The organism is Brevundimonas sp. KH_058 (assembly GCF_057838505.1).
On sequence record NZ_CM174469.1, the window covers coordinates 1,978,368 to 1,993,810 of the forward strand.

13 protein-coding genes and 1 tRNA gene are annotated in these 15,443 nt (G+C 67.8%); 8 read left to right on the plus strand and 6 right to left on the minus strand.

The features are described from left to right. Nucleotides 1-95: 95 nt before the first annotated feature. Complete coding sequence (locus tag AC3ISA_RS09495) at nt 96-950, minus strand: WecB/TagA/CpsF family glycosyltransferase (RefSeq protein WP_489177692.1); 855 nt, start codon at nt 948-950, stop codon at nt 96-98. A gap of 225 nt (nt 951-1,175) precedes the next feature. Between AC3ISA_RS09495 and AC3ISA_RS09500 the strand changes: the two genes are divergently transcribed. From AC3ISA_RS09500 to ptsN, 8 genes are all read left to right on the plus strand, one after another. Beyond that, nucleotides 1,176-1,262: transfer RNA gene (locus AC3ISA_RS09500), tRNA-Leu, on the plus strand. A 203-nt stretch (nt 1,263-1,465) separates the two neighbouring features. Next, complete coding sequence (locus AC3ISA_RS09505) at nt 1,466-2,080, plus strand: ribonuclease D (protein WP_372692654.1); 615 nt, start codon at nt 1,466-1,468, stop codon at nt 2,078-2,080. Nucleotides 2,081-2,087: 7 nt separating this feature from the next. Further along, nucleotides 2,088-2,747, plus strand: a complete 660-nt coding sequence (gene lptC / locus AC3ISA_RS09510; RefSeq protein WP_489177693.1) for an LPS export ABC transporter periplasmic protein LptC — start codon at nt 2,088-2,090, stop codon at nt 2,745-2,747. Further along, nucleotides 2,744-3,298: an LptA/OstA family protein gene (locus AC3ISA_RS09515; RefSeq protein WP_489177694.1), complete on the plus strand. Its 555-nt coding sequence runs from the start codon at nt 2,744-2,746 to the stop codon at nt 3,296-3,298. Before lptC ends, AC3ISA_RS09515 begins: the two co-directional genes overlap by 4 nt. A gap of 28 nt (nt 3,299-3,326) precedes the next feature. Further along, the gene (gene lptB, locus AC3ISA_RS09520; protein ID WP_372692651.1) at nt 3,327-4,115 is read left to right on the plus strand and encodes an LPS export ABC transporter ATP-binding protein; all 789 of its coding nucleotides are present in this window, start codon (nt 3,327-3,329) and stop codon (nt 4,113-4,115) included. A gap of 251 nt (nt 4,116-4,366) precedes the next feature. Beyond that, a complete protein-coding gene (gene rpoN, locus AC3ISA_RS09525) occupies nt 4,367-5,866 on the plus strand; it encodes an RNA polymerase factor sigma-54 (protein WP_489177695.1) in 1,500 nt (499 codons plus the stop codon). Nucleotides 5,867-5,930: 64 nt separating this feature from the next. Further along, entirely contained in the window at nt 5,931-6,593 is a 663-nt protein-coding gene (gene hpf / locus AC3ISA_RS09530) for a ribosome hibernation-promoting factor, HPF/YfiA family (protein ID WP_489177696.1), read from the plus strand. A gap of 77 nt (nt 6,594-6,670) precedes the next feature. Next, a complete protein-coding gene (ptsN, locus tag AC3ISA_RS09535; protein ID WP_489177697.1) occupies nt 6,671-7,135 on the plus strand; it encodes a PTS IIA-like nitrogen regulatory protein PtsN in 465 nt (154 codons plus the stop codon). Nucleotides 7,136-7,171: 36 nt separating this feature from the next. Here ptsN and AC3ISA_RS09540 read toward each other — a convergent pair whose 3' ends face one another. The 5 genes from AC3ISA_RS09540 to AC3ISA_RS09560 all read right to left on the minus strand — a co-directional run bounded on the left by AC3ISA_RS09540 (nt 7,172) and on the right by AC3ISA_RS09560 (nt 15,356). Beyond that, complete coding sequence (locus tag AC3ISA_RS09540; protein ID WP_159846327.1) at nt 7,172-7,423, minus strand: DUF1150 family protein; 252 nt, start codon at nt 7,421-7,423, stop codon at nt 7,172-7,174. A gap of 63 nt (nt 7,424-7,486) precedes the next feature. Next, nucleotides 7,487-7,909: an Hsp20 family protein gene (locus AC3ISA_RS09545; protein WP_489177698.1), complete on the minus strand. Its 423-nt coding sequence runs from the start codon at nt 7,907-7,909 to the stop codon at nt 7,487-7,489. Between the two features lie 127 nt (nt 7,910-8,036). Continuing rightward, nucleotides 8,037-9,350, minus strand: coding sequence for an ammonium transporter (locus tag AC3ISA_RS09550; RefSeq protein WP_489177699.1), 1,314 nt, complete (start codon nt 9,348-9,350; stop codon nt 8,037-8,039). 28 nt (nt 9,351-9,378) lie between these two features. Then, the gene (gltB, locus tag AC3ISA_RS09555; protein WP_489177700.1) at nt 9,379-13,932 is read right to left on the minus strand and encodes a glutamate synthase large subunit; all 4,554 of its coding nucleotides are present in this window, start codon (nt 13,930-13,932) and stop codon (nt 9,379-9,381) included. After that, entirely contained in the window at nt 13,929-15,356 is a 1,428-nt protein-coding gene (locus AC3ISA_RS09560; RefSeq protein ID WP_489180088.1) for an NAD(P)-dependent oxidoreductase, read from the minus strand. Before AC3ISA_RS09560 ends, gltB begins: the two co-directional genes overlap by 4 nt. Nucleotides 15,357-15,443 lie beyond the last annotated feature (87 nt).

Sequence of the window (15,443 nt, forward strand, 5' to 3'; positions counted from 1 at the left end):
CGTCCCCGTTTCCGTTTCCGTCCGTGTCGATAACACACGACGAGCGGGGCGGATCATGGCGATAAATAACTATCTGGCCAGTAGGAATAACGTGATCAGGCGGACGGAGACCGGCGGCGTCGGGCGTCGCGGATGTCACGCAAAGCCAGGGGCAGCAGGGTCCAGGGCTCGACGCAGTAGCGGACGAACAGGCGTTTCGGATCGTGAACCAGACGATAGGCCCATTCGATTCCGGCCCGCCCCATCCAGCGCGGGGCCGCGCTCTGAACGCCCGCCTCATAGTCGAAGGCGGCGCCGACCGACAGGATGACGCAATCGGGCAGGGCGTCGAAGTTGGCGTCGATCCACAGCTCCTGGCGCGGCATGCCCATGCCGACGAACAGGATGTGGGGCTGGAAGGCGGTGATCTGAGCGAGGACGGCCGCGTTCTCGGGCCCATCGCGATGGGCGTCGAAGAAGCCGTGATGGATGGCGATGTCGGCGCCGGGATAGCGGGCCTTCAGCCTGCGGGCCGCCTCGTCGCCGACGCCGGGCGCGCCGCCGATGGACATGACGCGCCAGCCCTCGCGGTTCGCCACGCTCCAGAAATGGTCGCGCCAGTCCAGATAGGTGCAGCGGTGAAAGCCCCGGCTGTGCAGGCCCAGGGCGCGCGAGAACCACAGCAGGGGGGTGGAATCGACCTCGACCAGGTCGGCGCGGTCATAGAAGGCCGCCAGCTCGGGGCGTTTCTGAATCAGATACAGGCTGTGCAGATTGTGATTGGCGATCAGGCTCTTTGCGCCCTGCAGCACCGCCTGCTGCACATGGTGCAGAACCTCTTCCGGCTTTACCAGATCGACCGGCTGGCCGAGCATGGACACGCGTTCGTGGGCGCGGCGACGCTGACGGAACGGCGCGCGCGGCTTGAGGCGGCGTTCGGGCGTGTGGGGGCTGAAGGAGGGGTCCGCCATGGCGCGCTTCTAGGCGGTCGGCTCTCAAGACGGGGTTAGAAAAGAGGCTTAGCGCACGTTAAGTCCCAGCCGAACGCGGGTCCGAAAGGCCGTGCGGCAAGGCTTGAAGCGCCGCTTGCGGAATAAAACGACATGGGCGAGAAAAATCCTTGTTGACCCCGCCCGGAGCCTCCCTTAGAGGTCCGCGCCTTCCCGATGGAAACGCCGCAAGGCGCTGCCGACGGGGCCCAGATGGCGGAATTGGTAGACGCGCTGGCTTCAGGTGCCAGTGGCTTAACGGCCGTGGAGGTTCGAGTCCTCTTCTGGGCACCATATTATTGAAAGCGTCGCGCCGAACGGTGCGGCGCTTTCATTCTTTTGGCCTATCGCATCGCGCACGGCGGCATTTTTTGTGGCCTATCGTCTCGCGCGCGGCGCTCGACTGCTTGAGGCCGTTCTGTGAAGGCGTGAAGCGTGTTGCGCTGTAAGGCTGTAGCCCGTTTCGCGCGCCGCGTTCGCCGTGTAAGAGCCAGAGCATGACCGTTTACCTGCACGAGGGCGACCTGCCAGACGACCTGGACCTGGGGTCCGAGGTCGCCATCGATTCCGAGACCATGGGCCTGCGCTTTCGCCGCGATCCGCTGTGCGTGGTGCAACTGTCGTCCGGCGACGGCGACGCCCATGTCGTGCGGCTGAACCGGCCCGCCTACGACTGTCCGAACCTGAAGCGGGTGCTGACCGATCCGGCGGTGACCAAGATCTTCCACTTCGGCCGGTTCGATATCGGCATGTTCCTGCTGCACCTGGGGGTCGAGACGCGGCCTGTCTATTGCACCAAGATCGCCTCCAAGCTGGCGCGGACCTATACCGACCGGCACGGCCTGAAGGACGTGGTGCGCGAGACGGTGGGCGTGGACCTGTCCAAGGCCCAGCAGTCGTCGGACTGGGGCGCCGAGACCTTGACCCAGGCGCAGCTGGATTACGCCGCGTCGGACGTTCTCTATCTTCACGCGGCCAAGGCCAAGCTGGACCTGATGCTGGCGCGCGAGGGGCGCGCCGAACTGGCCGCCAGATGTTTCGACTTCCTGCCGACGCGGTCGGCGCTCGATCTCGCCGGCTGGGACGAGATCGACATCTTCGCCCATAGCTGAGGCGCGCTTGACCGAACCCGGCGAACAGTCCCGCATCGAGGCCGACGAGGCCAGGGTCGCCCTGGCCGGCGCCCGCTGGCGTGCGCGCTCGCGGCGGGTCAAGCTGCTGCGTCGGGTGCTGCCGATCGTCATTCTGGTGCTGGCGGGCGGCGCCCTGACCTGGACCGTGTTCCGCACCGTCATGTCGGGGGTGGAGCGCAAGGCCAGCCAGAGCCAGGAGGTCCGTCTGGACAGCCCCCTGTTCCACGGCCAGGACGCGCAGGGCCGCGCCTTCACCGTCGGCGCCCAGGGGGCGGTGCGCGATCCGGCTACTGGCCATTTCCGTCTGATCGGCCCGGCGCTGAAGCTGAACCTGGGCGGACGCAAGGTAACGGAGCTGACCGCCGATGGCGGCACCTACAACGAGCAGGCCAAGACGGTGACCATCGGCCCCAACGTGCGGATCTCGGACGGCGGCACCGGCTTTGTTCTGACCACGCCCGAGGCGGTGGTCGACACCTCGACCGGAAACATCACCGGTTCAAAGGGCGTTCAGGGTTCCGGCCCTATTGGAACCATCAACGCATCGTCCTATGCGATCTATGATCAGGGACAGCGGGTCGTCTTCGACGGCGCGGGCGACAACAAGGTGAAGGGCGTGCTGACGCCCAAGGGGTCTGGCGGATGATCGTGACGAAGATTTCAAAGGCGCTGGCGACGGTTGCGGCCATGACCGTCGTGGCCCTGCCCGCCGTCGGCGACGCGCAATCCCAGTCCGGGGCCCAGTCCGGGGCCCAGTCCGGGCCCCAGTCCGGGCCCCAGTCCGGGGTCCAAACGACCAATCAGCCCGTGGCCTATGGCGCGGACTCGGTCGAATATGGCCCCAACCGCATCATCCTGAGAGGCCGCGCCGAGGCGACGCAGGGCGCCAACCGCTTTCGCGCCGACACCCTGACTCTGGTCAGCGGCTCGGGCGGCGACCTGCAACGGGCCGAGGCGGCCGGGACCGTCTATTTCGTGACCCCGGACCAGTCGATGCGCGGCGACCGCGCCGTCTATAATCTGGGCAATGGCGAGATCGTTGTGACGGGCAATGTGGTTCTGACCCAGGGCAAGAACGTCCTGACCGGCTCGCGCCTGGTCTACAACATCAACACCGAGTCCGCTCGCATGGAAGGCGCGCCCCGCGGCGCCGCCGCAAGCCGCGTGCAGGGCGTCTTCTACCCCAACGCTAACTGAGGCCGTCGGCCTTTACGGACCTGAGCATTTGGCGCGCAAGGAACTGTCAGCCCTGAACCTGGACGATCGGCCCCAGCTGGCGCCCGTCGTTTCGCCTGCGGAAAAGGGTCTGCGGGTGCTGAATCTCGCCCGCTCATTCGGGCCGCGTCAGGTGGTGCGCGACGTGTCCCTGACGGTGCAGCGGGGCGAGGTCGCCGGCCTGTTGGGCCCCAACGGCGCCGGCAAGACCACCTGTTTCTATATGATCACCGGCCTGATCCCGCCGGACTCGGGCACGATCTGGCTGGACGGCGAGGACATCACCGGCCAGCCGATGTACCAGCGCAGCCGCATGGGGCTGGGCTATCTGGCGCAGGAAGCCTCGATCTTCCGTGGCATGACCGTCGAGCAGAACGTCAAGGCGGTGGTCGAGCTGAACTATCCGCGCGACCAGATCCGCGCCGAGACCGACCGGCTGCTGAACGAACTGCATATCGACCATCTGCGGCACGCGCCCGCCACCGGCCTGTCGGGCGGCGAGCGGCGTCGGGTCGAGATCGCGCGCGCGCTGGCGGGCCGGCCGTCCTTCATGCTGCTGGACGAACCGTTCGCCGGCATCGATCCCTTGGCCATCGCCGACATCCGCACCGTGATCCGCTACCTGGCCAGCCAGGGCATCGGCGTGCTGATCACCGACCACAATGTGCGCGAGACCCTGGACATCACCGACCGCGTCTCGATCATTTCGAACGGCGCCGTGCTGTTCGAAGGCACGTCGGACGAGGCGGTCCACGACGCCGAAGTGCGCAGGGTGTATCTGGGCGAAAACTACGTTTGATCTACGTCGTCTCCTCCCTGCGAAGCGGGGAGGGGGACCACGAAGTGGTGGAGGGGCTCTTGAAGTCCCACGGGCACCTGTGATGCGGTGAAGAACCCCTCCGTCACGGCGCGAAGAGCGCCGCGCCACCTCCCCATCGCTACGCGACAGGGAGGAGACGATGTGACGTTCGTCTCACGTTAACCGGTTAGGCGACATTCTGCTCCAGCAAGTTCCGGGCCACTCGGCGGACGGGCGGGAAGATTTCGAACGTGATCGGGCAAAGGTTAGAGGTCAGGCAGGGGCAGGGGCTGGTCATCACGCCCCAGCTGCAGCAGGCGATCAAGCTGCTGCAACTGTCGAACCTTGAGCTGGACGACTTCGTCGAGGCCGAGCTGGAACGCAATCCGCTGCTGCAACGCGAGGAGCCGGAGGGCGAGACGCCCGAGCCGGTCGAGCGCGTCGAGGCGACGGCGGACGGCGAGATGTCTTTCGGCGACGGGGTCGGGCATGAGTCCGTCGCCTCGATGGATGCCGGCTCGGACGATGTCTATGGCGACGCCGCTCCGGGCGAGCGCACCAGCGACCGGATGACCGACGAGGCCCAGCCGGGCCTGTCGGACTGGTCCAGCGCCGGCAAGGGCGGTCAGTTGTTCGAGGGCGACGGCGAACGGCCCGACGCGCACGAGCCGACCCTGTGGGAACATCTGCAAGCCCAGGCCTCCTCGGCCGGGTTCAGTTTCGCCGACCACGGCGTCGCCATGACCCTGATCGATGCGACGGACGAGGGCGGCTATCTGCGCGGCGAGTTGACCGAATTCGCCGACCGGCTGGGCGTGTCGCTGGAGCGGATCGAGGCGGTGCTGATGGTCTGCCACGGATTCGAGCCGACGGGGATCATGGCGAGGTCGGTGCCGGAATGTCTGAAGCTGCAGCTGATCGAGCGCAATCGCTTCGATCCGGCCATGGCGGCCTTGCTGGACAATCTGGACCTGTTGGCAAGGCGCGACCTGGCGGGGCTGAAGAAGGTCTGCGACGTCGACGGCGAGGACCTGACCGACATGATCGCCGAGTTGAAGGCGCTGACGCCGCGCCCGGGCGCGGGGTTCGGCGGCGAGCCGGCCCAGACGGTGGTGCCCGACGTTCATGTGCGGCCCGACCCGGCCGGGGGATGGCGGGTCGAGTTGAACGCCGACACCCTGCCGCGCCTGCTGGTGGACAAGCGCTATCACGGCCTGGTCCAGGCGGGCGCGCGGTCCGATACGGAAAAGACCTTCGTCGCCGACTGCGCCGCCCAGGCCAACTGGCTGGTCAAGTCGCTGGACCAGCGGGCCAAGACCATCCTGAAGGTGTCGTCCGAAATCGTGCGCCAGCAGGACGCCTTCCTGGCCTTCGGCGTCGAGTTTCTGAGGCCGCTCAATCTGAAGACCGTCGCCGACGCCATCGGCATGCACGAATCGACGGTCAGCCGGGTCACCTCGAACAAATATATCGCCACCCCGCGCGGCGTGTTCGAGCTGAAATTCTTCTTCACCGCCGCCATCCAGTCGGTGGACGGCGCATCGACCCACTCGGCCGAAGCCGTCCGTCACCGGATCAAGATCATGATCGACGGCGAGGAACTGGGGGGCGACGTTTTGTCCGACGACCGAATCGTCGAGATTCTGAAGGAAACGGGCATCGACATCGCCCGCCGAACCGTGGCCAAGTACAGGGAAGCCTTGAGGATTCCATCGTCCGTCGAGCGTCGCAGGATGATGAAGACCGCCTGACAAGCGTGACCACAAAACGGTGATCCCGATTGACACCAAATCCGGTCGGGAGCGTTCTATCCGTATGCAAGTCCAAGTGAGCGGCAAGCAAGTGGATGTCGGCGAAGCGTTAGGCTCGCGCATCTCCCAGGAACTCGAAGACGGGGTCGGAAAATACTTCGCCCGAGGCGGTGAAGACGCCGAGGTCGTGGTGTCCAAGGACGGCCACAACTTCAAGGTGGATTGTTGGGTCCGCCTCGCGTCGGGCCAGACCCTGGTGACGACCGGCATGGGCGGCGACGCTCATTCCGCCTTCACCGAGGCGCTGGATCGGCTCGAAAAGCGGGTCCGTCGCTACAAGCGTCGGCTCAAGGATCACCACATCGGACCCAAGGGTCTGTCGCCCGAGAAGACCGAGAACGCCGCACGCGAAGTCGCACGCAGCATCGTGCTGCGTGATCCCGACAGCGTGGAGGACGACGTCTTCGGCGACACCGGCGAGAACGACGGCCCGCCGCCGGTGGGCATGGTCATCGCCGAGACCGAGCACGAAATCCGCACCATCACGGTCGGGCGGGCTGTGCTGGAATTGGACATGACGGGCTATCCCGTCGTGCTGTTCCGCAACGCCGCGCACGGCGGACTGGCGGTCGTCTATCGTCGCCCGGACGGCAATGTCGGCTGGATCGACCCTGAAATCGCCAGCGCCGCCAACGGCAAGGCCAAGACCAACGGCTCAGTGAACTAACGGCCAAGTTTGACTTCGGCGCGGGAGCCTCTAAACGGGCGCCCGCGCCGTGTCTCTGCGTGTATCGAGGTTGTCTGATGGACATCGGTGATCTGCTCGCGCCCAAGGGCGTGGTGCTGCGCGGCGGCGCGTCGTCAAAACGACAGGCGTTGCATGCGCTGGCCGAGGCGACGTCTCACGCCCTGGGCATCAACGAATCACGTGTTTTCGACGCCCTGATGGAGCGCGAGGCGCTGGGATCGACCGGACTGGGATCCGGCGTGGCCGTGCCGCATGCCCGTCTGGACGAAGTCAGCCAGGTGACGGCGGTCTTCGTGCGGCTGGATACGCCCGTGGCCTATGACGCCGTGGATGATCGTCCGGTGGACCTGATCTTCGGGCTGTACGCCCCGTCCAAGGCGGGTGCGGAGCATCTGCGGGCGCTGGCGGCGGTGTCGCGCGCCATGCGGTCGCCCGAACTGCGCGAACAGCTGCGTCAGGCGCGCACGACAGATGCGATCCGGGCGCTGTTCGTCAAGGATACGGCCGCCACGGCAGCCTGAAACAGGCGGCGTGTTCGGCGCCGCCCGTCATTGAAATCAGTGAACCGAAACCGGCTCCAGCTCGTGCGCCACGGCGGCGGCGAAGGCGGTGTCGCGGTCGATCATGACGGCCAGACGCTCGCCGTCGGCGCTGTGGACGGCATAGAGGGACTGGCCGGGGTTCAGGTCCACGTCCTTGATCTCGACAGCCTCTTCAAGCAGGTCCGAGGCCTTGATCTCCCGCACATAGACGAGGTCGGGGGCGCCCAGTCCTGCAAAATCTTCCTTGGTCATCGTCATCGGCGTCATTAGGACCGCCTCCTTCATTTTTACAACGCCCGGATCGCCGGGCGGTTCGAAAGGCCGCGCTTTTCAGCCGGCCGTGATTGGAATGCGCCGCACCTGGCGTTCGGCCTCGGGGCGGACCAGGTCGACGTGCAGCAGGCCATGCTCCAGCCGGGCGCCCTCGACTTCCAGGCCGTCGGCCAACACGAAGTTGCGCACGAAGCCGCGCGCCGCGATGCCCCGGTGCAGGAAGGCCTGCTCGCCCTTGCCCGCGTCTTCGCGCTTGCCGGCGATGGTCAGTTGGCGACCGTCCAGCGTGATGGCCAGTTCGTCGGGCGCGAAGCCGGCGACGGCCAGGCTGATGCGGACGCCTGCCTCGCCGATCTGTTCGACATTATAGGGCGGATAGCTTTCGGCTGCGGCCTTGGCGGCGCGATCGATCAGGGCGCGGGTGTGGTCGAAGCCCAGCAGAAACGGGCTGTCGAACAGGATGGTGCGCGTCGTCGTCATCTGGGGTCCTTGCATAAAGCGACCGAGCGGCCGGTCTCCCGCAATCGGCAAGACCTTCCGTCACAGATGAAGATGGGGGCGGATGGGGGCGGGATCAACCGCCCCCGTCCGGCGCCCTGTGGGCCGGTTAGTGGATGGCCTCGCCATGCTGGGTATAGTCCAGCCCCTCGACCTCTTCGTCCTTGGTCACGCGCAGGCCCGTGGTGAACTTGCAGATCATCAGGACGACGAAGGTGCCGGCCGCGCTCCAGACGATGACGCCGCCTAGGCCGATGGCCTGTTTCCACACCGTGGCCCCGTCCGACAGGGCGTTGACGGTCGTGGTGGCGAAGACGCCGGTCAGCAGGGCGCCGACGATGCCGCCGACCCCGTGAACGCCGAACGCATCCAGGCTGTCGTCGTATTTCAGTGCATGCTTCAGCCAGACCGCGCCCGCATAGCAGGCCGGGCCGGCGATCAGGCCGATGAAGAAGGCGCCCTTGGGATCGACGAAGCCGGCGGCGGGGGTGATGGCGACCAGGCCGCCGACGACGCCGGACAGAAGACCCAGCAGGGTCGGGCGCTTGCGGTCGAACCATTCGATGGTCATCCAGCCCAGCGCCGCCGCGCCGGCGGCCAGGATGGTGTTGAAGGCGGCCGTGGCGGCCAGAGCGTCGGCTGCGCCCGCCGAACCGGCGTTGAAGCCCAGCCAGCCGACCAGCAGCAGGCCGGTGCCGATGGCGCTATAGACCAGGTTGGCGGGGGCCATGTTGTCGCGCCCGAAGCCGTGACGCGGGCCCAGCACCAGGGCGCAGACCAGGCCGGCGACGCCTGCATTGACATGGACCACGGCCCCGCCCGCGAAGTCGAGCACGCCCAACCCGCCCAGATAGCCGCCGCCCCAGACCTGGTGACAGATCGGCGCATAGACGATCAGGTGCCAAAGGGCGAAGAACAGCAGGCTGGCCGAGAACTTCATCCGCTCGGCGAAGGCGCCGGCTATCAAGGCCGGTGTGATGATGGCGAAGGTCATCTGGAAGCTGACGAACAGCAGCTCCGGCAGGCCGGGCAGCAGGCTGTGGGCGGTCTGGGCCGTCACCCCGTTCAGGAAGGCCGCCTGGACCCCGCCGATGAAGCCGTTGATCGCATCCGGTCCCTTGCCGAACGACAGGCTGTAGCCGACCAGGAACCACAGCACCGAGACGATGGCGAAGGCGGCCGCCGACTGGGCGATGACGCTGATGATGTTCTTCTTGCGCACCATGCCGCCGTAGAACAGCGCCAGGCCCGGCAGGGTCATCAGCAGCACGAGCGCCGTCGAGGTCAGGATCCAGGCCGTCGCCGCATTGTCGATGACCAGCGGCGTCTGATGCGCCAGCAGGGCCGGCGTGGCGAGAACGGGAGACGCGAAGGCCGCCGCCCCGGCGACGAGTGTGACGGCAAGGGCGGCGTATCGGGTCATGGCGTCTTTCTGGAGCGGACGGTGGCGATCAAGCGGAGGTCTTGAGGCGTTCCGTGCGGGCGACGATGTCGGTCAGGGGCACGATGCGGACGAAGCGGTTCAGGCTGTTGTCCCAATCCGCCAGCAGACGCCGCGCCAGGGGCGATGCGGTCGCGGACAGATGCGCCTCGATCAGTTCGCGCAGCCGTTCGGCCGCCGCCGCGTCGATGTCGGACACGCCCGCCAGGTCGCCGTTCAGCGCCCGTTCTGCAAAGCCAGGCTGGTCCAGCACGAACAGCTCGCCGCCGCTCATGCCCGCCGCCAGGTTCCAGCCGACCGAGCCCAGCACGACCACCCGGCCGCCGGTCATATATTCGCAGCCGTGCGCGCCCAGGCCCTCGACCACGGCCTCGGCGCCCGAGTTGCGCACCGCGAACCGCTCGCCCGCCGCGCCGGCGACGAACAGCCGGCCGGAGGTGGCGCCATACAGGGTGGTGTTGCCGCAGATCAGCTGATCCTCGCGCCATTCGGGCGTGCGGACTGAGATCTCGGCGCCCGACAGACCCTTGCCGACATAGTCGTTGGCCTCGCCCGTCAGATGCAGTTCCAGACCCTTGGCGGCGAAGGCGCCGAAGCTCTGGCCCGCGATGCCTTCCAGACGCAGCTTCAGGCGACCGGCCGGACCTTGCGGGCCGAAGCGCCGCACGATGGCGGAAGAGACGGCGGCGCCGACCGTGCGCTGGGTGTTGTTCAGCGGATAGGACAGTTCCAGCGTCTGGCCGCGATCCAGGAAGCGGACCGCGTCCTGCAGCACCCGGGCATCCAGGCTGTCGGCGATGGGCTTGCGGGTCGTCTTGTCGGCCCATTTGCCGGCCGCGCCCTCGTCCACCTGAACCAGCAGGGGGTTCAGGTCCAGGTCGTCCAGGTGCGAGCCGCCACGGCGCACCTGACGCAACAGGTCGGTGCGGCCGATGATCTCGTCCATCGTCCGGGCGCCGATGGAGGCCAGGATTTCGCGGGTCTCCTCGGCGATGAAGGTGAACAGATTGACCACCTTGTCCGGGGTGCCGGTGAACTTCTCGCGCAGGCGCTCGTCCTGGGAGCAGACGCCGACGGGGCAGGTGTTCGAATGGCACTGGCGCACCATCAGACAGCCCATGGCGATCAGGGCGGCGGTGCCGACGCCGTATTCTTCCGCCCCCAGCATGGCGGCGATGACCACGTCGCGGCCGGTGCGGACCCCGCCGTCGGTGCGCAGGGTGACCGAGCCGCGCAGATTGTTCAGCGTCAGCACCTGGTGGGCTTCGGCGAGGCCGATCTCCCAAGGCAGGCCGGCGTGCTTGATCGAGGTCTGGGGCGAGGCGCCGGTGCCGCCGTTGTGGCCGGCGATCAGGATGGCGTCGGCATTGGCCTTGGCCACCCCGGAGGCGATGGCGCCGATGCCCGAGGCGGACACCAGTTTCACCGTCACCCGCGCATCGGGGTTGATGGCCTTCAGGTCGTAGATGAGCTGGGCCAGGTCCTCGATCGAATAGATGTCGTGGTGCGGCGGCGGCGAGATCAGGGTGGTGCCGGGCACGGCGTGGCGCATCCGGGCGATGAACTCGGTGACCTTGAAGCCGGGCAGTTGCCCGCCCTCGCCGGGCTTGGCGCCCTGGGCCACCTTGATCTCGATCTCGCGGCATTGGTTCAGATATTCGGCGGTCACGCCGAACCGGCCCGAGGCCACTTGCTTGACCGCCGAGTTGGCGTCGTCGCCGTTGGCGCGCGGGTGATAGCGTTCGGGATCCTCGCCGCCCTCGCCCGAGACCGAGCGGGCGCCGATGCGGTTCATGGCGATGTTCAGCGTCTCGTGCGCCTCGGGGCCCAGCGCGCCCAGCGACATGGCCTGGGTCAGGAAGCGGCGACGGATGTCCGACACGCTCTCGACCTGATCCAGCGGAATGGCGACGCCTTCGCGGAAGTCCAAGAGGTCGCGCAGGCTGAGGTCCGCCTGGGCGCGGACGACTTCCGAGAACTGCTTGAAGCGGCGGTAGTCGCCCCGGTTGCAGGCGTCCTGCAGCAGGTGGATGGTCTTGGCTTCATGCGCGTGGGCCTCGCCGCCCGAGCGGATCTTGAAGAAGCCGCCGATGGCGGGCGAGGGCAGGGCTTCGCCCCAGGCGACCTTGTGCCGCTTCATCGCCGCCTGCTCCAGACCGGCCAAACCGATGCCGGAGATGCGTGACGGGGCGCCGGGGAAGAACTCTGCCGTCAGGGCGCGCGACAGGCCCAGCACCTCGAACTCGCAGCCGCCGCGATAGGCGGAGATGACGCTGATCCCCTTGCGGGCCAGGGTCTTCAACAGGCCCGCCTCGATGCCGGCCTTGTAGTTCAGACAGGCGTCGCGCAGCGTCAGGCCGGGATACAGGCCCCGGTCCAGACGCTCCTGGAACAGGTCCTGGGCCAGCCAGGCGTTGACGGTGGTGGCGCCCACCCCGACCAGGACGGCGAAACCGTGCGGGTCCAGGGTCTCGGCGGTGCGCACCACGATGGAGCAGTAGGAGCGCAGCCCTGCCTTGGTCAGGCGGCCGTGAACCCCGGCGGTGGCCAGGATCATCGGCGCGGCCAGACGATCCACCGCCCCCGCCTGATCCGTCAGCACGATCAGGGCCGCGCCGTCGCGGGCGGCGGCCTCGGCCTCGTCCATGATCCGGTCCAGCGCTGCACGCAGGCCGGCGCCCGAGCGGGCGTCTTCGCCCGGCACATCATAGCTGCAGTCGATGACCACGGTCGAACCGGCGCCGATCGTCTCGACCATCCGCTCGTACATGCCGTTGGTCAGGACGGGGCTGTCCAGAACGAAGACGTCGGTCTGGGCCGCTTCCTCAGCCAGGATGTTGCCCAGGTTCTTGAACCGGGTCTTCAGGCTCATGGCGCCCGCTTCGCGCAGCGGGTCGATGGGCGGGTTGGTGACCTGGCTGAAGTTCTGGCGGAAATAGTGCGACAGGGGACGCGGCAGGGCCGACAGGACGGCGGGAGGGGCGTCGTCGCCCATCGAGCCGACCGCCTCCTTGCCGTCGCGCACCAGGGCGTCCAGCAGCAGGTCCAGGTCTTCGCGGCTGTAGCCGGCGGCGATCTGACGACGGGTCAGGGCCTCGCCCGAGGCCGAGCGCGGCTCGGGTCCGGGGCCGATGATCGGCTCCAGATCGACCATATTGTCCAGCCACTCGGTATAGGGGTGGGCGGCGGACAGGGCGTCGATGGCCTCATGCTCGTCGTACAGGCGGCCGTGCTTCATATCGACGGCGATCAGCTTGCCGGGGCCGATGTGCAGGCGACGCTTCACCCGGCTCTCGGGGATCGGCACCAGGCCGGCTTCGGAGCCCGCCATCAGCAAACCATCGACGGTCTCGACGGCGCGCAGGGGACGCAGGCCGTTGCGGTCCTTGCCCGCCACGATCCAGCGGCCGTCGGCGGCGCAGATGGCGGCCGGGCCGTCCCACGGCTCCATGACCGCGTTGCAATAGGCGTAGAAGGCGCGGTGCGCCTCGGGCATGACCACATCGTCCTTGGACCAGGCCTCGGGGATCAGCAGGGCCTTGGCCATCGGCGCGGGGCGACCGGCGTGGACCAGCACCTCCATGACATTGTCCAGTGCGGCCGAGTCCGATCCGCCCGGCTGGACCACCGGCTTCACCTCACGGTCGCGGTCGCCGAAGGCCTGGGCGGCCATGCGGATCTCGTGCGACTTCATCCAGTTGAGGTTGCCCTTCAGCGTGTTGATCTCGCCGTTGTGGGCCATCATGCGGAAGGGCTGGGCCAGCTTCCATTCGGGGAAGGTGTTGGTCGAATAGCGCTGGTGGAAGACGGCGTAGGCCGAGACGAAACGCGGATCTTCCAGGTCGGGATACAGGTCGCCCAGCAGCTCGGCCCGGACCATCCCCTTGTAGGCGATGGAGCGCGCGGACAGGGTGCAGATATAGACGGCGGCCAGGTTCTCGGTCTTGACCGTCTTTTCGATGCGGCGGCGGCACAGGTACAGCTCGCGCTCCAGCGCCTCGCCGTCCAGAGGTTCGCCTGCGTCGTCCAGCGGCGGGGCCAGCATGATCTGTTCGATCTCGGGCCGGGTCGCGCCGGCCTTGGTGCCCACGACCGACAGGTCGATGGGCGTCTGGCGCCAGCCATAGATCCAGAAGCCGGCGCGCAGGGCCTCGGTCTCGACGATGGCGCGGGCGCGGTCCTGGGCGCCCAGGTCCGTGCGGGGCAGGAAGACCTGGCCGACGCATATGGGGCCGGGACGCAGGGATTGACCGATGGAGGCCACCTGTTCGGCGAAGAAGCCCTGGGGCAGTTCGGCCATGATGCCGGCGCCGTCACCCGACAGGCCGTCGGGATCGACCGCGCCGCGGTGGGCCACGGCTTTCAGGCTGCGGATCGCATATTCGACCACGTCGCGGCGGGGCGTGCCGTCGATGGAACAGATCAGGCCCACGCCGCAGGCGTCGCGCTCCGAGCTGCGATCATAGGCGTTGCCGGCTTCCAGTCGGTCGCGGGTTTCTTCGTACTTGGTCAGCCAGTCACCCTCTTGGGGCGCTATCGGCCCTTGGCCTGCATGAGCGCTCATGCTGCGACCTCCTCGGTGCGGGTCTTGAAGTAGCGGTCGATGTCGGCGGCGGCGTCCTGGCCTTCGCGGACGGCCCAGACGACGAGGGAGGCGCCGCGCACCGCGTCGCCGGCGGCGAAGACGCCGGGCAGGCTGGTGGCGAAGCTGATGGAACCGACCTTGATGGTGCCGTCGTCGCGCAGGCGCAGATCGGGCTCGTGCGCCGCGAACGGCTCGGGCGAAAAGCCCAGGGCCTCGATGACGATGTCGGCCGGAATGTCGAAGTCGGCGCCGGGGACAGGCACGATGTCGCGACGCTGGCCGGGGGCGGCTTCGGTCAGCTGCATGCGCGCGGCGCGGACGCCGGTGACCTTGTCGCCTTGGGACAGCAGGGCCTTGGGCGCGCCCAGCCATTCGAAGACGACGCCTTCCTCCTCGGCGTTGACGACCTCGCGGGCCGAGCCGGGCATGTTCTCGCGGTCGCGACGATAGAGGCAGGTGACGGAAGCCGCGCCCTGACGGACGGCCGTGCGGACGCAGTCCATGGCCGTGTCGCCGCCGCCGATCACGACCACCCGCTTGCCGCGCGCCTCGTGCCAGCCGTCCTGTTCGGCGTCGCCCAGGTCGCGCCGGTTCTGATGCGTCAGATAGGACAGGGCCTCGACGGTCGAGTCCGCGCCGCGACCGGGCGCCGACAGGATGCGCGGCTGATAGACGCCCATGGCCAGCAGGACGACGTCATGACGGTCGCGCAGTTCGGTCAGGGTCACGTCCTTGCCGACCTCGCAGCCCAGCGCGAACTGGACGCCGCCGTCGATCAGCCGGTCCACGCGGCGCTGGACGACGTGCTTCTCCAGCTTGAAGCCGGGAATGCCGTAGATCAGCAGGCCGCCGGCGCGGTCGTGCCGGTCATAGACGGTGACCTGATAGCCCTCGGTGCGCAGACGGTCGGCGGCCGCCAGGCCAGCCGGGCCGGCGCCGACGATGCCGACGCTCTCGCCGCGTTCGGCCGCCGGGCGGATCGGTTCGACCCAGCCGTTGGCGAAGGCCTGATCGCCCAGCCAGGCCTCGACCGAGCCGATGGTGACGGCGTCCCAGCCGGACTGGTTTAATGTGCACGAGCCTTCGCACAGCCGGTCCTGCGGACAGATGCGACCGCAGATTTCGGGCATGGTCGAGGTCAGGGCGGCGACGCGCCAGGCCTCGCGCGGCTCGTTTTCCGCTGACAGGCGCAGCCAGTCGGGGATGTTGTTCTGGAGCGGGCAGGCGTTCTGGCAGAACGGCACGCCGCAGTCGGTGCAGCGCGACGCCTGTTTCTCGGCCGTCTCGGTGGACGGCGGAATCGTGATCTCGCCGAAACCGCGCGCGCGCAGTTCGGCCGAGGCCTTCGAGAGGCGGCGTGGTTCGACGACGAAAGTCCCGCCTTGCTTCAGGGTCTTATGCATACCGCGCATATGCCGCAAACGCTCGGTTCAAGGCAAATATTATTGCCGCGAGCGGTTCTCAGCCGTTGAAAAAGAAAAAATCATCCA